This is a genomic window from Spirulina sp. CCY15215, assembly GCF_016888125.1.
In the GTDB taxonomy this organism is placed as follows: Bacteria; Cyanobacteriota; Cyanobacteriia; order Cyanobacteriales; family Spirulinaceae; genus CCY15215.
Genome location: NZ_JACSWA010000361.1, coordinates 1 through 24,177 on the forward strand (window position 1 = coordinate 1; position 24,177 = coordinate 24,177).

20 protein-coding genes are annotated in these 24,177 nt (G+C 45.2%); 8 read left to right on the forward strand and 12 right to left on the reverse strand.

Features of this window, described 5'->3' with window-relative positions:
- Nucleotides 1-265: 265 nt before the first annotated feature.
- Together JUI58_RS09595 and dnaK are read right to left on the reverse strand one after the other, a co-directional pair.
- Nucleotides 266-1,276: a J domain-containing protein gene (locus JUI58_RS09595; RefSeq protein WP_204103551.1), complete on the reverse strand. Its 1,011-nt coding sequence runs from the start codon at nt 1,274-1,276 to the stop codon at nt 266-268.
- Between the two features lie 46 nt (nt 1,277-1,322).
- Nucleotides 1,323-3,479: a molecular chaperone DnaK gene (gene dnaK, locus JUI58_RS09600; protein WP_204103552.1), complete on the reverse strand. Its 2,157-nt coding sequence runs from the start codon at nt 3,477-3,479 to the stop codon at nt 1,323-1,325.
- 130 nt (nt 3,480-3,609) lie between these two features.
- Between dnaK and JUI58_RS09605 the strand changes: the two genes are divergently transcribed.
- Entirely contained in the window at nt 3,610-5,097 is a 1,488-nt protein-coding gene (locus tag JUI58_RS09605) for an ABC transporter substrate-binding protein (RefSeq protein WP_239121365.1), read from the forward strand.
- A gap of 65 nt (nt 5,098-5,162) precedes the next feature.
- Entirely contained in the window at nt 5,163-6,575 is a 1,413-nt protein-coding gene (locus JUI58_RS09610; protein WP_204103553.1) for an ABC transporter substrate-binding protein, read from the forward strand.
- 20 nt (nt 6,576-6,595) lie between these two features.
- On the opposite strand, the gene JUI58_RS09615 is transcribed toward JUI58_RS09610, so the two are convergent.
- From JUI58_RS09615 to JUI58_RS09640, 6 genes are all read right to left on the reverse strand, one after another.
- Nucleotides 6,596-7,063: a divergent PAP2 family protein gene (locus JUI58_RS09615; protein ID WP_204103554.1), complete on the reverse strand. Its 468-nt coding sequence runs from the start codon at nt 7,061-7,063 to the stop codon at nt 6,596-6,598.
- A gap of 52 nt (nt 7,064-7,115) precedes the next feature.
- A complete protein-coding gene (gene crtE / locus JUI58_RS09620; RefSeq protein WP_204103555.1) occupies nt 7,116-8,045 on the reverse strand; it encodes a geranylgeranyl diphosphate synthase CrtE in 930 nt (309 codons plus the stop codon).
- A 58-nt stretch (nt 8,046-8,103) separates the two neighbouring features.
- Nucleotides 8,104-8,826: a Stp1/IreP family PP2C-type Ser/Thr phosphatase gene (locus tag JUI58_RS09625; RefSeq protein WP_204103556.1), complete on the reverse strand. Its 723-nt coding sequence runs from the start codon at nt 8,824-8,826 to the stop codon at nt 8,104-8,106.
- Between the two features lie 36 nt (nt 8,827-8,862).
- Entirely contained in the window at nt 8,863-10,566 is a 1,704-nt protein-coding gene (locus tag JUI58_RS09630) for an AarF/ABC1/UbiB kinase family protein (RefSeq protein WP_348539870.1), read from the reverse strand.
- Nucleotides 10,567-10,802: 236 nt separating this feature from the next.
- Nucleotides 10,803-11,129, reverse strand: coding sequence for a DUF6825 family protein (locus tag JUI58_RS09635; RefSeq protein ID WP_204103558.1), 327 nt, complete (start codon nt 11,127-11,129; stop codon nt 10,803-10,805).
- Between the two features lie 219 nt (nt 11,130-11,348).
- Entirely contained in the window at nt 11,349-12,680 is a 1,332-nt protein-coding gene (locus JUI58_RS09640; RefSeq protein WP_204103559.1) for a protein kinase, read from the reverse strand.
- Between the two features lie 192 nt (nt 12,681-12,872).
- On the opposite strand from JUI58_RS09640, the gene JUI58_RS09645 reads away from it, so the two are divergent.
- Together JUI58_RS09645 and JUI58_RS09650 are read left to right on the forward strand one after the other, a co-directional pair.
- Complete coding sequence (locus tag JUI58_RS09645; protein WP_239121366.1) at nt 12,873-13,568, forward strand: response regulator transcription factor; 696 nt, start codon at nt 12,873-12,875, stop codon at nt 13,566-13,568.
- A gap of 329 nt (nt 13,569-13,897) precedes the next feature.
- Nucleotides 13,898-14,035 carry a hypothetical protein gene (locus JUI58_RS09650; protein WP_204103560.1) on the forward strand — a complete coding sequence of 46 codons (138 nt, stop codon included), beginning with the start codon at nt 13,898-13,900 and terminating at the stop codon, nt 14,033-14,035.
- Between the two features lie 53 nt (nt 14,036-14,088).
- On the opposite strand, the gene JUI58_RS09655 is transcribed toward JUI58_RS09650, so the two are convergent.
- On the reverse strand, nt 14,089-16,728 hold the full coding sequence (locus JUI58_RS09655) for a chloride channel protein (protein ID WP_204103561.1): 2,640 nt from the start codon (nt 16,726-16,728) through the stop codon (nt 14,089-14,091).
- Nucleotides 16,729-16,753: 25 nt separating this feature from the next.
- Entirely contained in the window at nt 16,754-18,034 is a 1,281-nt protein-coding gene (locus JUI58_RS09660) for a hypothetical protein (RefSeq protein ID WP_239121371.1), read from the reverse strand.
- Between the two features lie 352 nt (nt 18,035-18,386).
- Here JUI58_RS09660 and murF point away from each other — a divergent pair, with 352 nt between their 5' ends.
- The 4 genes from murF (at nt 18,387) to JUI58_RS09680 (ending at nt 21,241) form a co-directional block, all read left to right on the forward strand.
- Nucleotides 18,387-19,748, forward strand: a complete 1,362-nt coding sequence (gene murF, locus JUI58_RS09665; protein WP_204103562.1) for a UDP-N-acetylmuramoyl-tripeptide--D-alanyl-D-alanine ligase — start codon at nt 18,387-18,389, stop codon at nt 19,746-19,748.
- A 154-nt stretch (nt 19,749-19,902) separates the two neighbouring features.
- The gene (locus JUI58_RS09670) at nt 19,903-20,190 is read left to right on the forward strand and encodes a DUF427 domain-containing protein (protein ID WP_204103563.1); all 288 of its coding nucleotides are present in this window, start codon (nt 19,903-19,905) and stop codon (nt 20,188-20,190) included.
- A gap of 233 nt (nt 20,191-20,423) precedes the next feature.
- Nucleotides 20,424-20,732, forward strand: a complete 309-nt coding sequence (locus JUI58_RS09675) for a hypothetical protein (RefSeq protein WP_204103564.1) — start codon at nt 20,424-20,426, stop codon at nt 20,730-20,732.
- A 185-nt stretch (nt 20,733-20,917) separates the two neighbouring features.
- On the forward strand, nt 20,918-21,241 hold the full coding sequence (locus JUI58_RS09680) for a hypothetical protein (protein WP_204103565.1): 324 nt from the start codon (nt 20,918-20,920) through the stop codon (nt 21,239-21,241).
- Nucleotides 21,242-21,402: 161 nt separating this feature from the next.
- On the opposite strand, the gene JUI58_RS09685 is transcribed toward JUI58_RS09680, so the two are convergent.
- Together JUI58_RS09685 and JUI58_RS09690 are read right to left on the reverse strand one after the other, a co-directional pair.
- Entirely contained in the window at nt 21,403-22,920 is a 1,518-nt protein-coding gene (locus JUI58_RS09685) for a hypothetical protein (protein ID WP_204103566.1), read from the reverse strand.
- Nucleotides 22,921-22,979: 59 nt separating this feature from the next.
- Nucleotides 22,980-24,119, reverse strand: coding sequence for a hypothetical protein (locus tag JUI58_RS09690; protein ID WP_204103567.1), 1,140 nt, complete (start codon nt 24,117-24,119; stop codon nt 22,980-22,982).
- Nucleotides 24,120-24,177: the final 58 nt, after the last annotated feature.

A 24,177-nucleotide genomic window follows, 5' to 3' on the forward strand; every position in this document is an offset into this window, starting at 1 on the left:
TAAGATATCTTGATATCTTGACGGGTTAAAACCCGTCTCGTTCGACTACCATTGATTAAAATCAATGGCTAACTCTCACTCTCTATTTTTGGGTTTACCCCTATGATGACAATCTCAAGCGCGATCGCTTATAAAGAAGCATTTTGGGTGTACTTTTGTATGGGATGACGTATTAGCCCCAAAGGATACCTTTACTATGCCGCTTCTTGATTCATTAATTGTGAGGTATAGCAAAACATATTAGCGATCGCTATGATAATAAACGCTATGATAATAAAGACTCAATCATGGCTTGACGAGGCTTGCAGACTTCAGTTTGACGGAGTTTCTCGTAAAGTTCTTTTTCTTGGGTACTTAAATCCGTAGGGACAATCACCTGAATTTCTACTAATTGATCGCCACGAGAACTATTACCGCGAGGATAGCCTTTATTGGCGAGGCGTAAGCGTTTGCCCGATCGCACTCCTGCCGGAACGTTCATTTTTACTAATCCATCTAGGGTTGGGACTTCCACTAAACCCCCCAAAACGGCTTCACTGGGAGTTAACGGCACCTGACAAAAAATATCCGCCCCTTGTACCTCAAAAACGGCATGGGGTTCGACGGTCATCTTCAGATAGAGATCGCCACCATTCATGCCTTGACCCCGCAAGCGAATTTTTTGACCATTGACGATCGCCGGAGGCATTTCTACTTCCAGCGATCGCCCATCCTCTAAGCGAATGCGCTCTTTACCGCCACTATACGCCTTTTCCAACGGTAGAGTTAACTTGGCTTCAATATTGCGCGGGCGTTCCTTTTTGGTCGCGTTATTATCCGTTTCTCGAACTGTATATTCGGTTTTCTTAACTCCAGGGCGAAAGGCATCTTTGGCCCGAGGATCGACCCTAGCACTGGCGGGAGGTCTTTCGCTAATGTCTGGCGATCGGTTAATTAAATCCTCAACAAAGCGATCGAAATCTTTGTAACTTTTCGGATCGAATTCCTCTGCAACCTGGCGATCGCGTTTGGGGGGCGCTTTTCTCGGGGATTTGCGCTTTTGCCCATTAGCATCCCAATAACGGCTGAAATTGTCGTATTGCGATCGCCGATAGGGATCGCTAAGGACCTCATAAGCCTCGTTAATTTCCTTAAAGCGATCCTCCGCGACTTTATCCCCAGGATTCATATCCGGGTGATAGCGCCGCGCCAAACGTCGAAACGACTGTTTGACATCAACACCAGACGCATTCGTTTCTACATCTAAAATCCTGTAGTAATCGCGGAAGTTTTGCATGGACAAGTTCAACTATCAACTATCAACTATCAATTATCAATTATTTTCAGAGCCAGTCGTCGTCATCCTCATCCCAATCATTCTTGTAGGTGGGGCGAGAATTGCGGCGATCGCGAGGAGGGGGAGAAACATAGGGATCGCGAGGGGAAGAAGGGGGAGAAACATAAGGATCGCGAGGGCTTGAGTAACGATCGCGAGGGGGAGGAGAATAGGGATCGGGAGTAGTGCGCTTATTGTAGCGATCGAAAGTATCTTCATAGGGATCGCGATTGCTACTATTGGGAGGACGATTGCGATCGAGGCGATCGTAGCGTTCTTCTCGCTTGCTGTCTCCGGTAAAAGTGCGCTTAATTGAATCAAAGAAATCGCCGTCGTCTTCTTCTTCATATTGCAAGCGCACTTCCCGGTTCAGTTCGTAGAGGGCATCTTGCAGGTCCGCAGAAGAGCGATCGATACCGCGATCGTCATCCCGTTCCAAACTTTCATCTAATTCTCGCATGAGAGACTCAATTTGGCGGCGATAGTAGGCTGCAAACTGACTGCCAAAATCGAGCGTTACTTCCCGCAACCGTCGCTTTCCTTGATCGACCAAAGATTTTGCCCGATTGCGTTTTTCGACCTTTTCCCGTCGTTCCCGGTCTTCACTGGCAAAACGTTCGGCTTCTTGCAACATGGTATTAATTTCATATTCGCTCAAAGTCGAGGCTTCTTGAACAACAATACTTTGCTCTCGTCCCGTCATGCGATCGATCGCCGTGACTTGTAGAATACCGTTGGCATCGATATCAAAAGCGACTTGAATTTGCGGAATACCCCTCGGGGCGGGAGGAATTCCGGTTAACTTGAAACGTCCCAAAGACTTATTATCCTTGGACATTTCCCGTTCCCCTTGAACAATATGCACTTCTACCACGGTTTGGTTATTTTCCCCTGTGGAGAAGATATCGGAACGACGCACAGGAATCGTGGTGTTACGCGGGATGAGCTTTTTCGTTACACCACTTACAGTTTCTAAGCCCAAAGAAAGGGGCGTAACATCCAATAAAAGAACATCTTTGACAGATCCCGATAAAATTCCCGCTTGAATTGCTGCACCCACCGCAACAACTTCATCGGGGTTAACGTTCTGATTGGGTTCGCGATCGATGAGACTGTAAACCAAATCTCGGATCATGGGCATTCTTGTGGACCCTCCCACCAAAACCACCTCATCAATATCCATTGGTCCGAGTCCCGCATCTTTAAGGGCGCGTTTAACAGGACGGCGCAGGCGACTCAATAAATCGCCGCATAACCCCTCAAAACTGCCTCGGGTGAGTTGCGTTTCGATATGCTGGGGTCCTTCTTCCGTGGCGGTGATAAAGGGCAGATTGATGTCTGTAATGCCCACTCCAGAGAGTTCGATTTTCGCTTTCTCGGCGGCTTCCATGAGGCGCTGTAATGCTTGGCGATCGCTTTTCCTTAAGTCAATTTTTTGCTGTTCTAAAAACGCCTCTGCTAACCAATCGACAATTTTGCGATCGAACTCATTTCCCCCTAACTGGGTATCGCCACTGGTGGCGCGAACTTCAAATACACCGTCTCCCACATCCAAAATAGAGACATCAAAGGTCCCTCCCCCCAAGTCAAACACCATAATGGTTTGACTGCCCTGGCGATCCAATCCATAAGCCAAAGAAGCCGCCGTGGGTTCATTAATAATCCGCAGAACCTCTAAGCCCGCAATGCGTCCCGCATCTCGCGTCGCTTGTCGTTGGGAGTCGTTAAAATAAGCAGGGACGGTAATCACTGCACCGGTAATCGGTTCTCCTAAATAGCGTTCGGCATCTTCTGCCAAGCGTCTGAGAATTTTAGCAGCGAGTTCTTCTGGGGCGAAATCCTTTTGTAGCCGAGGACAAGGAATCTTAATATTTCCCTCCTCATCCCGACGGATGGTATAGGCAACCCGTTTGGATTCGGGGTTTAATTCGGCATATTTCCGACCGATAAAACGCTTAATGGAATAGAAGGTATTTTTGGGATTGAGAACGGTCTGTCGCCGCGCTAACTGTCCGACGAGCAATTCTCCTTCCTTGTTCACCCCCACGACGGAAGGGGTGGTTCGCATTCCTTCGGCATTGGCAATTACCATCGGCTTATTGCCTTCCATGATGGCAACTACCGAGTTTGTCGTTCCCAAGTCGATGCCAACTACTCTACCCATGTACGCTATCGATTCCTTGAATAAATGTTAAGTTGCTGCATTCTATTGTAATGGGTAATCGGTAATGGTTAGGGGGGTCGGGAAAAAGACTTGTTCTGGAGACTGAGATCCTTGCTTGGGGATGATTCTGTTGCGGCTTCTCACTGTGCGATCGCCTTTGCTGGCGCTAAAATTAGAATCTAGCCAAAAAAACCTGTTAATTTTTAATTTTACGATCGCTATGTCTCAAGGTAATGAAACAAAAATACTCATTTTCTCCCTCGCAATTACAGGGGCAATTATTGGCGGAGGGGGATGGTGGGCGTATAATTCGGGTTTAATCGGTGCAGGAGGAGATAAAACCCCGATCGCGGCTACCAATGGGGGAGAAGGACTACAAACGCGCTTGAGTAATGGCGATCGCCTTTTAGTTAGCGATACGACAACTCCCCAAAAACAAGCAGGAATTCAAGCCTTATCAGCTAAAAACTACTCTGAAGCCATAACTAACTTTGAGGCTTCTTTAAAAACGATACAAAACGACCCAGAAACTGTAATCTATCTTAATAACGCCAAAATTGGTAACGCTCAATCCTATACTCTCGCCGTTTCTGTGCCGATTGGCGGTAATATCGATGCAGCGAAAGAAATGCTCCGAGGAGTCGCCCAAGCGCAACAGAGTGTTAACGATCTGGGAGGAATTAACGGCATTCCCCTAAAAATTCTCATTGCGGATGATGATAATAGCCCCGAGATCGCCCGAGAAATTGCAGGAGAATTTGCAAACAATCGAGACATATTAGGAGTCGTGGGACATTTTGGCAGCGATACCACCCAAGCGGCGGCACAAGTGTACCAAGAGAAAGGACTACCGATGATTTCTCCCACCAGTACCTCGGTTGAGTTATCAGGAGTTGGGGATTATATTTTTCGCAGCGTCCCCAGCGATCGCTTTACCGGTAGCGCCATCGCCCGCTATCAATTAGATACTCTCCAGAAACAAAAAGCAGCAATTTTTTATAATCCTCAAAGTAACTACAGTCAGTCTCTGAAAGAGGTTGTTAATACCGATCTTTTAAGTCAGGGAGGAGAAGTCGTCGCAGAATTCGACCTCACGGGAAATTTTAATGCTAATAATGCAGTAACAGAAGCCAAAAATAAGGGTGCAGAAGTTTTAATTTTATTATCCAACTCAGAAACCTTAGATGCAGCCCTGCAAGTCGTTAGGGTTAATGGGCGATCGCTGCCTCTTTTAGCGGGAGATAGCGCCTATACCGCCAAAACCTTACAAATAGGAGGACAAAATGCAGAAGGCATGGTTTTAGCCATCCCTTGGCACATTTTGGCTGCCCCCAATACTCCATTTGCTAAGATGGCCGGCCAACTGTGGGGAGGAGAGGTCAACTGGCGCACGGCCATGAGTTACGATGCCCTACAAGCCTTTATCGCTGCCTTAAATCAAAATCCGACTCGTCAAGGGGTGCAACAAGCCTTAAGCGATCGCAATTTCCTAGGGGAGGGTGCCTCACAAAAAATTCGTTTTCTCCCTTCCGGCGATCGCAATCAAGCTGTACAATTAGTGATAATCGAACCCGGAAATCGCACCAGTTTCGGCTATGAATTTGTCCCTATTCAATGATTAATTATCAATGATTAATTATCAATTGGGGAACAGAAATAAATAACAAATAACCAATAAATACTATGCCAAAAAAAGAAACTCCTGCTTTAATTATTGCTTTATTGGTAACAGGAGCCGTGGTTGTTACAGGTGGACTCTGGTTTGCCAATACCATTAAACAAAGCGATCGCCCGAATCCTCCCGATCCTTCTCCCACAATAACAACAACACCCCCTCAATCGGGACAACCTCTCCCGCGTTTGAGTGGTGGGGAAGCAATTCTTATTTCTGACTTAACAACCCCTCAAAAACAAAAAGCAGTAGAGGCTTTAGCCCAAGGTAATTATCAGCAGGCAATTAGCGAACTCGAAGCCTCTTTAGCAGTGACTAAAAACGACCCTGAAGCCTTAATTTACCTCAACAATGCCCGCATCGGTCAAAAAAAATCTTATACGATTGTTGCCTCCATGCCCATTGGTAATAATGCCAATGCTGCTAAAGAAATGTTGCGCGGTGTAGCACAAGCTCAAGATGAAATTAATCGAGAAGGGGGAATTAATGGCATCAATTTAAAAGTTTTAATTGCTAACGATGATAATGATGAAGAAATTGCCCAACAAGTCGCCGCAGAATTTGCGAAAAAGCCAGAAATCTTAGGAGTTGTGGGACATTTTGGCAGTGGCACAACCCTCGCAGCCGCAAAAATTTATCAGCAAGAAAAATTACCGATGATTTCTCCCACCAGTACCTCCGTTACTCTTTCTGGGGTAGGAAATTATATCTTTCGTACTGTCCCCAGCGATCGCTTTGCCGGCAGTGCTTTAGCGCGATATCAACTGGAAGGATTAAAAAAACAAAAAGCGGCAGTTTTCTTTAATTCCGAGAGTAACTATAGTCAGTCTTTAAAAGATGTTTTTACCACTGACTTATTCGGACAAGGAGGGGAAGTTGTGGCTGAATATGACTTTTCTGCACCGGACTTTGATGCCCGTCGTATGGTACAAGAAGCCGGCGATCGCGGGGCAGAAGTGTTAATGTTGGCGGCAAATTCCGAAGTTTTAGAAGCAATGCTGGCTGTCGTTGCTGCCAATCAAGGAAAACTCTCTCTGCTGGCAGGAGATAGCGCCTATAAGCCCGATATCCTGGCACGGGGGGCAGAAAACGCCCTGGGCATGGTTTTGGCGGTGCCTTGGCATATTCTCGGCAATCCTGGATCTGAATTTCCTAAAGCCGCGCAACAGTTATGGGGAGGAGATGTCAATTGGCGCACGGCCATGGCTTATGATGCCACTCGTGCTTTTATTGAAGCACTCAAGCAAAATCCGACTCGATCCGGCATTCAAAATGCTTTCGCACAGTCCCAGTTTCAAGCCACTGGAGCCACGGGAGACATTCGTTTTTTACCTTCCGGCGATCGCAATCAAGCCGTACAATTAGTAGAAGTTAAAGTGGGGACGCGATCGGGGTTTAGCTATGATTTTGTACCGGTTCAATAAATTGGGATGGGCGATCGCCTTCACATCCCCCCCCCGATCGCCCATTCCGCGACCAGAGAAGTCCCAATACCTAACGCCAAACCCATCAAAACTTGAAAGGGAGTATGACCCAAAAGCTCCTTGAGACGCTCCTCATTAAACTCCTTGTCTTCTTGGAACATATCATCAATGATTTGATTGAGAATCTTGGCTTGTTTGCCCACCGCTTGACGCACTCCTGTGGCATCGTACATGACAATAATGGCAAATAGACAGGCGATCGCAAACTCCGAACTCCCCCAGCCTTTTGTTTGTCCCACCCCCGTTGCCAAAGCCGTCACCAAAGCAGAATGAGCGCTAGGCATCCCCCCCGTGCTGAATAACCATTGCAGATTAACTTCTTTTTCGCGAATTAAACCGATCGCGAACTTTAATCCTTGAGCGAGAAAACAAGCGCTGAGGGCAACTAATAAAACATGATTGCCGAAAATATCCCCAAAATGCTGCATAGTTTGTTGTGATTGCAATTGCTAAATTTTTTGCTAATTTTTCCTGCTACTGCTAACTTTTTCGAGAGGTAATAAAACGAGCTAAAGCGCGTAAAGGTTCCGCCTTTGTTTCATAATCCCTCAGTTGCGCGATCGCCTCTTCAATTAATTGTTCGGCTTTGTTTTGCGAGGCTTCTAGCCCCAACAAACTCGGATAGGTTGCCTTTTGTGCAGCCACATCTTTCCCCGCCGTTTTCCCTAATTCTTCTCGCGTTGCCGTAATATCTAAAATGTCATCAATGACTTGAAATGCCAAACCAATATTCTGCGCGTATCGGGTTAACTTCTGTATATCTTCTTCTGTTGCCCCCGCTAATATTGCCCCACAAACCACGCAGGCTGCCAGTAATGCCCCGGTTTTATGCACGTGGATAAATTGCAACTGTTCAAGGGAAATATCGGGTTTCCCTTCCGATTCTAAATCTACCACCTGCCCCCCCACAATGCCCGCACCACCGGAGGCCTTGGCTAAATATGCAATCACCTTTAACACATTTTCCGGTGGTACATTAGAGGTTTGGGTAGCAATATGCTCAAAGGCATAAGAAAGCAAGCCATCCCCCGCTAAAATAGCAATATCGTCGCCATATACCTTGTGATTGGTTAACTTGCCCCGACGATAATCATCATTGTCCATTGCGGGCAAATCGTCGTGAATTAAGGACATAGTATGAATCATTTCCAAGGCGCAAGCAGTAGGCATAGCAATATCCGCGCTACCCCCCAGCATTTCGCAAGTTGCTAAACAAAGAATGGGACGCAAGCGCTTTCCTCCCGCTAACAGAGAATAGCGCATGGCTTCGTAAATTTTGGGAAATTCAGCACTAGGAGGGACAGCGCGATCGAGTGCAGCTTCTACCTTGATTTTCTGTGCTTTGAGATATGCCGCCAAATCAAAATCTAGCGAAGTTGTTGGGGGGCGTTTTTCGTCTGTCGTCACCATGTCCTAACTTGTTCCGAGCCTGTAAAACATAATCATCATACCCCCTTATCAATCCATCTTAATTTTCAAATACAATCACTACAGTAATATTATCCGAGCCTCCATTTTCCTTTGCTTGCTCCACTAACCCTTTCGCTGCTTCCTCGCCATTTTCACTCTCCCGCAATAACTCTTGAATTGAGGGATCTGGTACCTCTTCGGTTAACCCATCGCTACACAATAAGAGGCGATCGCCTTTCTGAATCTCTATTTTCTGAATTTCAATATTTTGGATATCCTTACGTCCGAGACATTGAGATAAAACGTGCCGCCAAGGATGGATGCGTGCTGCTTCTGGGGTCAAATCTCCCATTTTCATCGCCCGCGCTACCCAAGTTTGGTCTTCTGTGACTTGCTCAAGATTTTCCCCCCGCAGGCGATAGAGACGAGAATCACCAATATGAGCAGACCAAGCGCGATCGCGACGAAAGAGAACAATCACAATAGTTGTCCCCATATCCGCCCGCTCGGGATGTTCTTCTTGATCGTCTAAAATCCCTTGATTGGCTGACTCAATCGCTTCTTCTAATAAAGTTTCCGAGTTGATTTTATCGTCCCAGCGATCGTTAAGATATGCCTGAATAGATTGCGTAGCAATGCGGCTGGCTTCTTGACCTCCAGCGTGACCCCCCATTCCATCGGCGACGATGAAAAAGCGTCCTTTCGGATCGATATAATAATCATCCTGATTGACAGATCGAAGAACTCCGGTATCGGTTAGCCCCGTGAAGCGACGTTTCATATTGATTTGAGTCTCAAACAAAATTAGCGAGGTTTTTTATGGCTGGCGATCGTAGCGGTCGAGTCGGCGCATTAGTCGTAACAGAAAAAGACTAATGATAGCTGCAAGTCCAGCAACAACGATCGCCAAAACAATTTTATCGTTTACTAAAAGGATAGTAGCAGATAGCGTAAATGCACCAACTAATAAAGTATAGTTGGTCAAAAGCTGAACCGAACTTAATTTTCGTAACAAACGATCGGATTCCGTTGATCGCACCCGCACGCGGATATCTCCCCGCTCTAATTTTTCGATCGTATCTTCAATGCGCCGAGGCAGTCCTAGTGCCGTGCTGCTGACTTGGGCGGCCTGTTGTCCCAATTTATCCAATAAACTACTGCCGTTGCCGTTGGTGTTGGTCATAATATCTAATGCAAAAGGTTTGGCGACTTCCATAAAGTTAAATTCGGGATCTAAACCCTTACCTACCCCTTCCAAGGTTGAGAATGCCCGCATGACAAAGGTAAACGTGGCGGGGAAGCGAAAGGGTTGATCGTAAGCAATTTCGTAGAGATCCTCGCCAATTTCATTAATAGACTGATCCTCGAAAGGCTTATCCATAAAGTTATCCAGCATATACTGGATCGATCGCCGCACGGGAGATAAATCTCCCGTTGGGGTCAGGGCATCTAGTTCAATTAAAGAGGCAATCACGCGATCGGCATTTTTTTCAGCAATGCCAAAAAGAGTCTCCATCAAGCCTTCCCTTACATTGGCTTTGATGCGCCCCATCATGCCAAAATCATAAAAGATGAGCGCCCCATCCGTGGCAACAGCGATATTGCCGGGATGGGGATCTGCATGGAAAAAGCCATCATTCAATAATTGTCGCAAATAGGCCTCTGCCCCCAAACGAGCCAAGAGCTTGCGATCGAGTCCTGCCGCTTCGATCGCCTCGTAATGGCTAATTTTAATGCCAGGGAGATATTCGAGGGTGAGAACACGAGGAGAGGCATAACGCCAGTAAACCCGAGGCACATTGACCCACTCCAAATGCCGGAAATTGCGTCGAAATAGGTCGGCATTGCGCCCTTCGTTGATATAATCTGTTTCTTCCCAGAGAATGCGACAGCATTCCTCATAAACCCCCATCCAATCTCGTCCCCTACCCCATTGAGGATGATTTTGGAAATATTGGGAAATGCGCTTGAGAATTGCCAGATCGATAGTAAAAAGCTGTTTTAAACCAGGTCGCTGTACCTTGACCACAATTTCTTCACCACTATGAAGTTGTGCCTTGTGAACTTGTCCTAAACTGGCGGCGGCGAGGGGAGTCGGTTCAAAACTGCGAAACAGTTCGTTCACCGATTTTCCCGTATCTTCTTTGATAATGGCGGCAACTTGTTCGTAGGAAAAGGCGGGAACTTGGTCTTGGAGTTTGCTTAATTCGGCCACATATTGTGTGGGAAATAAATCCCCTCGGGTTGAGAAAAGCTGTCCGACTTTAATAAACGTCGGTCCCAATTCCAAACAACTTTCCCGCAACCAAACCGCTTGTTTTTGGCGACGCTGTTGCCGTTTTTCTTCGCTGTAGCCCCCTGGATAAGACCATTTTTTGCTATCCCACCATAATTCTGTCAAGAAAGTGAGAACCACTCGCCAGATATCAGCACGGCGACGAAAACGAGAGTAATTGTCGCGGTTCCAACGGTACTTACCTTTGCCTCGTTCTGGACGAGAAAGGCGATCGCTGGGGTCAATTAGGGGAGGATAGGGGGTTGTGGTTGAGTTAGGGGATAGGGCAGACACTTTTTAAGTTAAAAGAAAAAAAGAAGGTCAAAAAGTTTTAAAAACTAAAATGGGACTTACGCAGCTAGGGAGCGAGACGCTCCCACTACTGTATTCTCTGGCTATGGTAGTGCGGGCATCTTGCCCGTTAATGCGTAAGTCCTATAAAAAAAAGACCAGATGAACTGGCATTGCATTTTAAGTGCGCCTTAAGTCGGTGAATTCCGATGGCTATTCAGTGCCGATCGCAGGCTGGCAATTTCTGCTCGCAGATCGTCGATGGTTTCTTGCAGGTCGCCGGAACTCACACCATTGCTAGTTTGTCCCCCATGTCCTCCACCTCCATTGGTTTGAGCCATTTCGCGATCGGCTCTGGCCATTGTTTCTTCCGCAACTTGCCGAAATTTCTCGCGTTGTTCGGCATCAAATTTACCAAATTCGCTCAGGGCATTGGTCAAAGTGTCCTCAACTTTTTCTCCTAAGATTTCGGCAAAGGCTTTACCAATAAAAAAGGCACGGGTAACAGGATTGCTCATGAGCGGATTTTCTTGACGTTTTGTAACAAAATTATAACTTACTTTTCGAGTATCAATTCTCAAGGAAGAGAAAATGACTAGAGAAAATGACTAGAGAAAATGACTAGAGAAAATGACTAGAGAAAATGACTAGAGAAAATGACTAGAGAAAATGACTAGAGAAAATGACTGAGGAAGGCGGCGATCGCCTTCCCGTGTTCATCCCTCATTTTTCCTAATTCATCCCTCATTATTCTCTAATCCCTGACTCTGAAAATCGTCCCGGGGAGGGAAGGACTGTTCGTTGTGCCAGAAGGTAGAACCCGCTTCTGTGGGACGGTTGAGCCGCAGGGATAAACCAAAACCTGCTCCCGCAGAGGCGGCGATCGCGCTGGTCATTAATAATGCTCCCACGGGAAACCTGAGTTTGGCGGGCTGTTTAGTTGTCGCTTTTGTCGGTTTTGCTGCTTTTGAGTGGGTAGGCCTTTTTTTGCCCTTGCGCGGCGTTTTGCCGATGACAACACTGGTATTGCGATCGGTTGTTTCGCGCTTCTTGGGTGTTTGCTGAAAAGTAGCAGAGGTTCCAGAAGACTCGAGTTCCTCTAATCTGGCTGGAGAACTGCTTTTTGGAGTTGCGGGAACAGAAGGCAGTTCCACGGGAGGACGCGGTTCCGGAAGCGTTTCTTTTGCTAAATTAGACGCGGTTTGTTGTGGGGTTGCGGCTGGGGGAGATTTGGGGGCGATCGCCTTAGTGGGTGCAGCAACGGGGGCGGGATGCCACAGTGCTAACCAGGCTTTTAAGGTTTGCGGGCGTTTATTTGGAGTCGCAAGGCCTTGTAAAATCGCCTGCTTAATTTCCTGACTGATGCCTTCGGGAAATTTTTGCCATTTTTCCGGTGGAATATGTTCGAGTAAGGGCACCGGCGGTAAAGGATTTCCCGCTAATAAGAAGTAAAAAACAGCGCTGAGGGCGTAAATATCCGTAGCGGTGGAAGTTTTCCCCTTGGGATCGTACTGTTCGATCGCCGCATAGCCTGGGGCGATGAGGTTGGCGTGGGTTTGACGAATTTCTGGGGTCAGGTTGCAGGCCATGCCTAAGTCCACCAAAACCACGTCATCGGTTTGGGAACGATAGATAATATTGCGGGGTTGAACATCAAGATGTTGCAAGTTGGCGGCGTGGAGGACAGATAGGGCGGAAGCAATTTGCTCGATCCATCCTTTGGCGCGGGATTCCGATACAGCACCTTCTGAAGCAATTTTATCGGCGAGATTCTGGCCGAGAATGCGATCGCAGACAACATAAGGAACGCCTTCTTCGGCAAAACTTTCCCAAATTCTGGGTAGGCGAGGATGAGAAACTCGGGCGAGGTGTTGGCTGAGGCCGAGAAAATGCTTGCAGAAGCGATCGAAATGGGGATGATCGTGAAGACTGGCCGCCAAAGTTTTAATAATGACGGGCTTATTGGAGTTAACTTCCGTTGCGGGATAGGTGGCACTGAAAATTCCCTGACCGATGGGATCTTCAAGGCTGTATTTAAAGTCGTTCTCAGTTGCAGTGGCAGTTGTCATGGGTTTGATGTACGAGACGGGAGATCGCGTTACGCCTTAAGAGTTAGTTTAGATCGTCTTTCGACAAAAATGCCGGCTATCCGTTGAATTTTTTGACTATTTTTGCGCGATCGCGCCCCATCGTTTTTCCTGATTCTGGCGTGGGTTACAATCGGAAAGGCCAAGGCAAGGATAATTGTTATGGAAATTGAAATGTCAGATAAACCGAAACTCTTGCTAGTTGACGACGAACCGGGATTAAGAGCCGCCGTACAGGCCTATCTTGAAGATGATGAGGAATTTGCTGTGACGGCGGTTGCTGGTGCTGAAGAAGCATGGAAAATTCTCGAAATAGATCCCCCAGATCTGGTCATTTCTGACATTATGATGCCTCAAGTGGACGGCTACCAATTTTTGCAACAATTACGAGATGACGTGCGTTTTAAAACTCTTCCCGTGGTCTTTCTCACGGCTCGAGGTATGACTACCGATCGCATTCAAGGTTATAAGGCTGGTGTTGATGCTTACCTTCCAAAACCCTTTGAACCTGACGAACTCATGGCGATCGTTCGCAACCTTCTCCAACGACGCAACCCCAGCAGCGAAGGGAATGAAGAGGGTTCAAAACTTGATGAAATTGTCAAAGAACTGGCCACGATTAAGGGAATGCTCAACCACAGCCCCGGTATTATTCCCATTGCTTCCTCCATTAAAATTGAACTGACTCCCCGCGAACAAAGCGTTCTCGATCTCGTTGCCCGAGGTTTAATGAATAAGGAAATCGCCAGCCAACTCGAAACTAGCGTTCGCAATGTTGAAAAGTATGTCAGCCGACTTTTCAGCAAAACAGGAACGAATAGTCGCACGGAGTTAGTCCGCTATGCTCTCGAACATGGCTTGACAAAATAGCTTTTTTCGGGAGATTATTGCCTCAGAAAATAGAGAGGCTCAGAGAGGCCGATCCCAAGACAATGCTAAATCCCAAAATGTAGCCAAATCTTGACGAGTTGCCAGGGAGGGGGGATCGCTAATCCCTCGGAAAACTTAAATATATTGCTTGGTAAATATTTTTCGATCCGGCAAAAACCTTGCTGTAAAAGCGATTCCGAAATAATAAAGAAAACATTAAGATTAAAAGCTGTAAAGTTAGATAAAGAAATTTGTTGATTGATGGTTATTCTTTACATTTTATTGATATTATTTAAAGATATACAAAAAACTTTTTAAAAAACAGCGTAATGATTATAAAATCTCCCCCCCAAAATCAAGTTGGGCAATTCGGGCAAGTTGGACAATCTGTTGGTTTAGCAATGGCTTTAGTAATGATGAGCTTAGGCGTGATCGTTATGATGACCCAAGTTTATTTTTTCCCTTAATTTCTCCCTTATCAAAATTGCTAGATATGTTCCCTAGGTATATTCCCTAGATCCTAATTTAAAGCCCCCCTAACTAAGATTACTGTCCCTTTTATCCCGGAAGCGATCGCTTCCGGGATGTTACCGTACATAGCCTGTTGCATTAAACCTTCCTGACTTGCGCCAATAATAGTGAGGTCGCATAGCTTCACCTCTGACAATTGCACGATCGCATCGACTGGGTTATCAGAGCGCCAAGAAACCGTTTGTACAACCGTTTCCATTTGTTTTCGGAGGCGATCGGCAGTTTCCTCCAACATCCTCGTATCGATTTTTTTACCATCAGGAGTATGAATCTGACATAATAATAAATGAGGAGAAGGAGTTAACAAAGCAAAAGCGGGTAACAGTTCCATCCCTCGCTGCATATTTGGACCCCCCGCCGTGGGAATCAGCCAAGTGCTGGATTTTGTGGGAGCTAAAGGATAGGAATATTTGTGTTTCCCTAATTTCACCAAAACAACCTCACAGTAAGCCTGATGAATTAATGTATCGATCGCATCCCCAAAAATCTTATCAGGGGTGGCGGTAAATCCCTTCCAGCCCATGAGCAGCAGATCGATATGACGTTCCCGCACAACATCCAAAACAGCCCGCGCGGTATTGTGAGCAACCCGAATTTGCAGGTGTAAGGAAACACCCCATTCCTGCGCCTTATCCTGCGCCATTGCTAACAATTTGTGACTTTCCGACTCATCCACCGCCGTTTGAGCGGGAAGATTGTGGAGGGGGATCAAAATGACGTGCAAACATTCCAACTCACAATTTCTCATCTTAGCGATCGCCAGACCAATTTCCAGCATTGTTGCTGCTGTATGGGGATTAGAGAGGGGCAGTAAAATGCGTCCTTTCCCCGTGACTGGAGCGCGAACGTGATAGATTGAGTAAGAGGGATCGGGTTCGCGATCGCCCTGAGATTGATTCACCCGCAAGCGATCGGCGGTAGCATGAATGAGATCGCTGCGAGTAATAATCCCCACCAATCGTCGCCCCTCCGTAACCGGCAAATGGGAAATCTGATAGCGATCCATCAAATAAAGTACATCACTTAAAGTCGCTTCGGGATGAACCGCGATCGGATTGTGGGTCATAATTTGACGGAGGGGAGATTTGCGAGAGATGCCCCCCAAATTAGCAAGCTGGGTTTCCGTCACCATTCCCACCAGATTTCCTTCATCAACCACCGGAAAACCATGATGTTCAGAACGGGAAAAAGCCTGAATAGTTTCCTCAACAGTCAGATTGAGGGGTAAAGTGTCCATTCGAGCCTGTAAGACATCGGCGGCGGTTAAATCTTCGAGAACATCGCGGTTGCCTTCCCCATCCTTCAATTTGATGCCGCTTGCTTCGAGGAGATGCTGATAGAGAGAACCTTTATGTAAGGCTTCCCCTACCCCATAAGCAACAACCGAACTAATCATCAGGGGTAAAACCAATTGAAAATCCGTGGTTAATTCAAAAACAATCACGATCGCCGTCACCGGAACCCGCGCCACTCCGGTAAAAAATGCCCCCATACCCACCAAAGCATAAGTAGTTTGGGAACTCACCCCCCCCAATAACAAACCAATTCCGCCAATTAGGGAGCCTAGGGCAGAACCGAGAACCAAAGAGGGGGCAAAGAGTCCCCCTGGGGCTCCGGCTCCGGAAGCAAGGATGGTCAAGCCAAAATGAAGCATAAAGGCGATCGCGATGTTTTGTAGATCTGCTTCTCCCGTAACTAAAAAATCCCGCAATCCGGCATTATTGCGGAAGACATCTGGGGAGAAAGCGATCGCCGTCCCAGAAATTAAACCGATGAACCCCAAGCGCCAGGACATGGGGATATTTAAACGGCGGTGCAAGGTGCGACTCCACAACATCCCGCGATTGAAGAAAACCCCCAAAACCCCAGCAGCAACTCCCAAGAGGATATAGAAAGGAATATCGAGGGGGGTAAATTCGTTGACGATCTGGGGAACGAGTATTGCTTGAGGTAGATTGAGATCCGCCGATCCCAATAAGCGAGAGACAACGGAACCGGTAAAGGAAGCAAGAATCGAAGTTTCTAGGGTTAGCCCCGACATATCCCGAGACAGTTCTTCCACCACAAAGAGAACCCCGGCGATCGGGGTATTAAATCCGGCGGCTAATCCGGCGGCGGCTCCGGCGGCGATCATTTGGCGGCGATGTTGGGGAGAGGTGGGCACCCATTGACTGAGTTGCCCAGCTAAAGCCGCCCCGATATGTACTGTAGCGCCCCTGCGCCCGAGGGTTAAGCCTCCCCCTAAGACTAAAATTGCGCCGAGGGTTTTCACGATCGCCACCCGCAAGGTGAGAGGGATCGGGAATTTGGCGAGGGCGGCTTTGACTTGAGAGACTCCACCCCCATTGGCTGCGGGAGAGAGATGTTCTACCAGCCACCCGGCTATCCAACAAAGGATAAACCCAAACAGTGGCAGAATCCAAATTCCCAGATCTTCAACCAGGGAGAGGCGAAATCCCCCTACAAATCCCACCCCTTTTTTGAGTAAAAGAGCAGCAATGCCGGAAACTGCACCAATTAAGCAGGCTTCAGCGAGAGCGTAATAGGTTTTTACCGCTTGGTTTCCTAAGTGGCGATTTTTGAGAAAAGACAGCCCAAATTTGTTCGTGACCAAAATTTTCAAGTTCATCCACAACCGTCAAAGGTCAATTCTCCTAAAGAAATTTTTGCATAAGAGAGAGATCGACAGAGCCAAAATGAACGCTAAAAGCAATGTGCATATTTTCCATCGATTTGACCAACCAGGGAACCCCCTCTTCGGTGGATGACTCGTAATGATTGAATAAAATCGAAAAGCGTTTTTCGAGATGGGGCTTCACTTGATTGCAGAGTAGGGTGATTTTTAAGAGTAAAACGACGGTTGGCGTTGCTCCTAAATTGGTGATTAAATCCACAAAAACATAATGATCGGGACGCTGGGGGCTTTCTACGACCAAAAAATTTAATAAATGACTGGAGGTTCGCAATAAAAGTGTATTATTGGGCTTTTGCAGATCGTAACGGGAGAGGGTATTTTTCAGGCGATCGTAGAGTTTTTCATTAAATTTCTGATTGCCATATTGAGGGTCTACCGAAGCGGTAAGATATTCGTAGAGATCTTCCTTAAAGTTGCGATAGGAGGACGCTTGCAGGCTGTGGGTGAGAAAATTCTTGGCCATGTCTCGATGAGTGCGATCGCCTTCAATGCGTCCTGAAAATTGGCGCACGGCTACCCCGAGTTCTCTGCTACTCAATAAGGTGGGATTTTTTACGGGTTGGATTAGGCGATCGCCTTGGGAATAAGCAGCTTTACGAACTTGATAGGTGACATAGTGGGAAAGATCTAACTCAAATTGCTGTTGCAGGCGATCGCGAATTTGGCGCACGGTTTGTTGGTGTTCGTAGCTGCTATCCTGACTGAGCAAGCAATGTTCGTAGAGGTAAGGATAGCGATTGATCAAGGTTCCCACCAGATTGCCTTCCCCATGGCGATCGTGCAGGGGGCGCAGTTTGCCGCGATCTTCGATGGTATTGCCGATCACTCTCGCCAGTCGTTGTAAGGTCAAAAACTGTTCTGTTTCCCGAAAGTCCCGCACCAATTGTCGCAGGCGACGGGCCCCCCGAGCCTGCACGGAGCCGATGGGGGGAATAAAGCGAAACACTTCTACCAATTGAACAATTGCCCAACTATTCTGGGGTTGGGTTTGCCAGCGATTAATGAGAATATGGCAGCAGCGATTGAGGAGAAAATGAAAACTTTCCTCGGCTTCTTTCTCGCTGGCAAGGGTTTCTAGGGCAATTCGCACCTCAAGAGGCTCGTAATTTCGCCCCCCGATAAACAAGCGCCGAAAGCGTTCAATTGTTTCTTGGGGAGTTTCTGTCTGTACGCAGTAAAGGAGATGATCGTACAAACGTTGGTCTTCTTGGCGGGTGGGTCTAAGATAGGAGCTAGTCAAGGTTGGCACTGCTTTCAGCCCTCCAATTATTTAATTAAAACTAGGGCTGTTGACATTTCACTAAAGGATAGATGGGAGTGATGGAGATTGAAGATAAGATGCAGGCACAAGCTGCCCTGAAAAAAAGTATTCTGAATGGATTCCGATTCAAATCTCTACTCTTATAGTTTTATGATAACTTGCTTGCTTTTTATGCGCTTTGGTAAAATTCACCGAAACTTCATAGAACTTTAGGATAATTTGCTTGACATTTCCGTACTTCTCGCTTTAGAGTCTTTGACGACTTCTTTATCTGTCTCCTATTCTCCTCGCAAGGGAGCTTTTGGGGAGGATTGCTGTTTTATTTCCCATTATGTCTTTTACTGTCTCTCTTGCCCAATTGCCGGAAATTCTCGAAGTTTCCCGCTATCTCCCCAATTTGTCCCCATCTGTTTTACTGACGGGGATTAATACGGATACCCGTACCTTGCAACCTGGAGAAGCATTTTTAGCATTGCAGGGAGACGCTTTTGATGGTCATCATTTTTTAGCAGCAGCAGTAGATAAAGGTGCAAAAGCACTTATTATTGCTCGAGATCCCTTCAGGGATTTACCCGATACTATTCCTCAGTTGCAAGTTAAAGATACATTACGGGCTTATCAAAGGTTGGGCAATTGGTGGCGCGATCGCTTTGAAATTCCGATTATTGGTATTACGGGATCTGTTGGCAAAACAACAACAAAGGAACTGATTGCCTCAGTTTTGGCAACGCGAGGGCAAGTTCTCAAAACTCTGAAGAATTATAACAATGAAATTGGCGTACCGAAAACTCTATTGGGATTGTCAGAGAATGACGATTATGCGGTTATTGAAATGGCGATGCGGGGTGAGGGACAAATTGCGGAATTAACGGAAATTGCCTCTCCGACGATTGGGGTGATTACTAATGTTGGGACGGCACATATTGGTTTATTGGGGTCTAGGGAGGCGATCGCGCGGGCAAAATGCGAGTTACTGGCGACGATGCCGGATAATAGTATTGCCGTTTTAAATGCGGATAATGAGCTTCTCATGCAAACGGCGGCGACGGTTTGGCGGGGAGAAACGATAACTTATGGGTTGGAAAAGGGAGATTTGCGGGGAGAATTGCTAGATTTTCAGACATTACGAGTAGAAGGAAAATCTTTTCCGTTGCCTTTATTAGGTCGTCACAATGCCTCTAATTATTTGGCTGCTTTGGCGGTGGCAAAGGTGCTTGATCTAGATTGGCAGCCTCTATTATCGGGTCTATCTGTAGAGTTGCCCAAGGGTCGCGCTCAACGTTATCAATTGGGGGAAAATATTACCATCTTGGATGAGACTTATAATGCGGGTTTTGAGTCGATGGTTGCAGCATTACGTTTATTAAAAGAAACGCCCGCACAACGTCATCTTGCTGTTTTGGGGACGATGAAGGAGTTGGGGGATAAATCGGCGGAGTTACATCAACAGGTGGGAGAGGTGGCTCAAGAATTACAGTTAGATCGGGTATTAATTTTAGCTGACGATCGCCAAGCTGAGGCGATCGCGATCGGTTCTCAAAATATTCCTACTGTTTGTTTGACCACCCATGATAAAGTTGTTGCAGAGTTGAAACAAACAGTACAACCAGGGGATTGTTTGCTTTTTAAGGCCTCAAATTCTGTGGGTTTAAATCGCGTTATCGAACAATTAAGAACAGAATGGCAAGAATAAATCTAGATTAATTTTCTGGGTTAGTGTCTTTCTGCAACTGTTGTAAATATGTCCAAAAATAAAGCAGTTGAAATTTTTATTTTCATATTTTGTTAGATTTTTCGCGAGATGGGGGATAATAAAGAAGTCATTTTATCGAGATTATGCGATCGCCATGCCGACAGTAACGCTAAACGGAACAATTCTTGCTCAAAGCGACAATTGCGAACAAGTTGAAGGAAATTACTATTTTCCTCCCGACTCTATCAATAAGGACTATTTTACTGAAAGTAACACCCAGACAACTTGTGCTTGGAAAGGACTTGCCAGCTATTATAACGTCGTTGTTGATGGAAATGAGATTAAAGATGCAGCTTGGTATTATCCTCAAGCGAAGGAAAGAGCAAAAAATATAGAAGGTTATATTGCTTTCTATCGCAATAAAGTCAAGGTTGAATCTTAGGGGTTCAATTAGCAAATTGTGAACTTTAAAGTGTGAATCGTGAACAATTTTAAGTGGTGATAGATAACTTGATATGCCTATTCGTATCCTCTTACTTTGTGGCTTACTGCTCAATAAAAATATTCGGGAATTGAGCAAGAAAATTTTACCTAATTTTTGGTTGTCTTAAACTCAAACAACGGGCATAATGAAAGAAATTTTCAAGACAGTTTCTATTTCTCAGGAAAATAACAATGCCAGAAGAATTTACGCCATCCCAAACCCCAACACTGGAGACTACAATCGTTCCCAGTCAAGCCTCTGAATCTGTAAAACCTGAATCTGTAAAGTCCGATCGCGTTGCCGACTTTGAAAAGATCAGTCGTATTATCTCTCCTTATTTTACCGTTCTGGTTGGGCTATATTTATACGAAAGTAATTTTTGGATTGGGTTTTTATTTATTGGATTGGGAATGTTCGCACTATTAAAAATATCGATCGCGGATATTAAAAAGGCGATCGCGGCAATTAAATCTTTTTTTGGCTTACAAGAAGAATTGTGAATGAAGGCAAAAGGTAGGTTTGTGCCTTAAACTAATTGCGCTAAATTTCAATTGGGACGGAGATTTTTAGCTTTTTCCAAATAAACGTGAATCATCATGCGATCGCACTTCCTGTGATTCGTAATTTTTAGGCGATCGCGTAACTATAGAATAAAATTATAACTGACTTCAAAACAGCAAACTATATGCTAGAAGCAAATGTACGCGACAACAAAGAGCTTTCCCAGCTAATCCAACAAGCCAACTCTAAGCGAGAAGCGATCGCCTTAATCCAAGAAGGGCAACCAAAAGCAGTGCTGTTAAGTTTAGCAATGTTTCAATATTTGATAGGGATTAGCGATCGCCGAGAACAGCTATCAAACGAAGGATTTGCAACGATGTCGCATCAACTTTTTACCAAATCTGGCTATGACTCGACCGACAAAATTATGGAACTTATTCAGGATGTAAAACAAGAAATATCCACAGAAAGAGAGCAAAGGCTAATAATTACTAAGGCGATCGCTTAACAATCATTTGTCTTTGCGATCGCACTTCCTGCGAGTCGTGATTTTTGGGCGATCGCCAATAACTTCTCAGAACTCAACAACCAAATAGATTTGTTATTCCCCAATTGTCACTTTTTTCGATGTGCGGATGATTGAGGGTTAACATAATGTATTGTTGTCACCTAGCTAAGTTGCCATATTCTAACAGTTTTATCTTTGCTGCCACTAGCCAGTAGTTTTCCGTTGGGACTAAAGCTAACAGACATTACACGCTTATCATGCTCAGAAAGTAATTGACTGTCTTGACTTTGACCCTTACTAATATCCCAAAGTCTTATCGATCCATCATCCCCAGCACTAGCAAACATTTTGCCATTACAGCTAAAAGCCAGAGCATTTACTTTTGACTTTTTACCATTTACACGAAAATGGGTAAGTTCTATCTGCGGCTCCTTAATAATCTTGTCAGACTCATATCTAAATACTTTAATTTCTCCCTTATTTCCACTACAGACCAGTAGTTTATTTTTTGGGCTAAATGCGATCACATCTATAGGAGCTTTGAAAATTTCTAGCCCTCCAATAGAAAGCGTGTTAAAGTCCCATAGACGTATAAAGCCACTTTCATCTCCACTGGCAAATGTATTGTCGTATAAACTCGCAGCTAAAATAGTTATTTTCTTATTATGACCTCCAGACAAGGATATTTTCCCTCCACCTTTAATATCGAACAACTCAGGATTTAGGGCATTATCAGTAGCATTGGCAACCCATTTACAATCTTTAGAGATAGCAATTAATTCGCCACCGCCACCACCTTCGGGAACTGTTTTTTCACTTTTGTCCTCAAGATTAAAGACTTTCGTGAAGCAGGAGCGGAAAGAAACATTTAGTGGTGAACTTGAGTTTTCATCTTTACCGAAAGGGCTTCTATTCGAGCTAACAAGAATTTGCTTATTAGAAGCTAAACAGATTCTTTCTATTGATCGTTTACCAACCTCACCACTAATCAAATCAGTTTTATCTTTTGTATTGAGATCGAGGCAGACAACTTTGTGATCATGAGGGCATATAACTAATGGATCTACTCTGAAGTACACTAGAACTTTAGTATCATTTAGGAAAAAGCACTGATGTACTTCTCTATCAAAGTCATAGGAAGTACTTGGAATAGATATTTGCTTGTTTAGTGCATCTGAGTTTTCTTCTTTAAGCTCCGAACTAGATTGAGAAGTACTTGTCAGAACTAATTGTTTTTTACTACTGATAAAATAAGCTGGCAAATCTATGTGATTTAATACCGCATTATCTTCGATAGGTTCAAAAAAAGCCGACTCTGACGCAATCGAAGGCTGAGGCGATACCCATTCCCAGAAATTTCGATAATCATTGATGAGTTGTTGGTGATTAATATCTATATTCTCTGATGTTACAGAGGTTGAGAGTTTTAGTCCTTTTACAACAATGCCTTCTATGAAATAAATCTCTCTGCCAAAGGAATCTTTTAAAGCTCCATCAAGCTCAGGATTTACATCTCTAGCTTGAGCTTCACTGACTCGATAGATAATGGTTAAATCATCAACTTTTGAGCCGTGGATTTCACGATAGTAAACACTATCATCATTTGTAGGTTCTCCCTCTGCTACTTTTGCCAAAAGACTAGCTATGTTTGCTTGACACATAAAATCAGGAGCTACCACTGTCCGATAGTCCAAAAATTGATTGCGACTGACTAGAAATCGCCATGCTTCGATCCCATTCATACTCTTAACTCTGACTCAGGAAAACGATAAACCAGTTGGTTCTGGATTGAAACAAAACAGTGGATAGCGTGTGCTAATGCTGTTTCTTCATCTTCCACTTTTTTTAGAGACTCTGCCTGTTCTCGCCTTAATTCTTCCGTCCTTCTTTCTGCAAAATCAATTTTTTGTTGTGCAGGAGTCTCAGCCCATTTGATCAAACTTTCAAGAGTCTCATCTGCAAACCGATATTTGCGTGGCAAAAGTTCTTGCACGGTCTTTAGTCCATTAGCAAACAGTTGTCCGAGGAACTCCCAAAAACCTATATTTGGCTTAATCTCGATGGGTGTTTCTAGTTCAGATTGCCGCTTTCTAATCAGTTCTTTCATCATTACCTGAATCATGTCAGGCAGAATACAAGCTAGAGGAACCTCAACTTGGAATGGTTTGGGGAGTTCTCCAGTTTTTTCCATACTGCCATCAGGCTTAGGGATAGCAAATCCTTTACCGACTGCACTTACTGGAATAAGTCGCACAGGTGAACCAGCTTGATTTCTGAGCTTGACTAGGTTTTTGAATTCATCAATCTCAAGCAATCTATCCCTAATTTGCTCTAGTGTATAGTTCTGTTCGACAATATCCCACTTGCTAATGACAAAGTGAACGGGTTTACGCGAACCTTGCATCACGTCAATCATATTACGCAGATTGTTTAATGCCCAAACCTTCCCAATTTTCTCTTTTCTCATCAAAGCACAGATTTTTTGCCCATCAAGTAATATCAATAAAGCATCTGCTGCTTTAAACTTATCATCAAACTCTGAACTTGCATCTTCCTCCTCCGCTTCATCAGTAATTCTGCCCCCTGCGTAGTCAAGGTAGGTAAAAGAACAACCATCATAAATTGACAAATCACTTGTTTGGACTCGGCAAGTAAATGTCCATTCAGAAACCTCACTATATTTTGTACCCGCAGGCCACTTTTCATCGGCTGCGACTTGGGTATAGATATTGTTGAGGCGTTTGCGTTTTTCACCAGTATCAACTTGAAGAAAAAATCCCAACTCACTCTGTGTAGATAGTTTTTTATACAAACTGGACAAGAATACTGTCTTCCCCGAACCGCTTGGACCAAGCATGATAATTGAGTAGTTGTTCATGGATGATATATTGCTTTAGGACACTAATCTCTAACTCTGGGATGGCACATAACGGTAA

Coding starts and splice junctions, on each gene's coding strand:
- JUI58_RS09655 (WP_204103561.1), bottom strand. CDS start 16,728: ATGAACTTGAAAATTTTGGTCACGAACAAATTTGGGCTGTCTTTTCTC.
- JUI58_RS09680 (WP_204103565.1), top strand. CDS start 20,918: ATGCTAGAAGCAAATGTACGCGACAACAAAGAGCTTTCCCAGCTAATC.
- JUI58_RS09670 (WP_204103563.1), top strand. CDS start 19,903: ATGCCGACAGTAACGCTAAACGGAACAATTCTTGCTCAAAGCGACAAT.
- JUI58_RS09610 (WP_204103553.1), top strand. CDS start 5,163: ATGCCAAAAAAAGAAACTCCTGCTTTAATTATTGCTTTATTGGTAACA.
- JUI58_RS09640 (WP_204103559.1), bottom strand. CDS start 12,680: ATGACAACTGCCACTGCAACTGAGAACGACTTTAAATACAGCCTTGAA.
- JUI58_RS09595 (WP_204103551.1), bottom strand. CDS start 1,276: ATGCAAAACTTCCGCGATTACTACAGGATTTTAGATGTAGAAACGAAT.
- JUI58_RS09645 (WP_239121366.1), top strand. CDS start 12,873: ATGTCAGATAAACCGAAACTCTTGCTAGTTGACGACGAACCGGGATTA.
- dnaK (WP_204103552.1), bottom strand. CDS start 3,479: ATGGGTAGAGTAGTTGGCATCGACTTGGGAACGACAAACTCGGTAGTT.
- JUI58_RS09625 (WP_204103556.1), bottom strand. CDS start 8,826: ATGAAACGTCGCTTCACGGGGCTAACCGATACCGGAGTTCTTCGATCT.
- JUI58_RS09690 (WP_204103567.1), bottom strand. CDS start 24,119: ATGAACAACTACTCAATTATCATGCTTGGTCCAAGCGGTTCGGGGAAG.
- JUI58_RS09675 (WP_204103564.1), top strand. CDS start 20,424: ATGCCAGAAGAATTTACGCCATCCCAAACCCCAACACTGGAGACTACA.
- JUI58_RS09650 (WP_204103560.1), top strand. CDS start 13,898: ATGATTATAAAATCTCCCCCCCAAAATCAAGTTGGGCAATTCGGGCAA.
- murF (WP_204103562.1), top strand. CDS start 18,387: ATGTCTTTTACTGTCTCTCTTGCCCAATTGCCGGAAATTCTCGAAGTT.
- crtE (WP_204103555.1), bottom strand. CDS start 8,045: ATGGTGACGACAGACGAAAAACGCCCCCCAACAACTTCGCTAGATTTT.
- JUI58_RS09615 (WP_204103554.1), bottom strand. CDS start 7,063: ATGCAGCATTTTGGGGATATTTTCGGCAATCATGTTTTATTAGTTGCC.
- JUI58_RS09635 (WP_204103558.1), bottom strand. CDS start 11,129: ATGAGCAATCCTGTTACCCGTGCCTTTTTTATTGGTAAAGCCTTTGCC.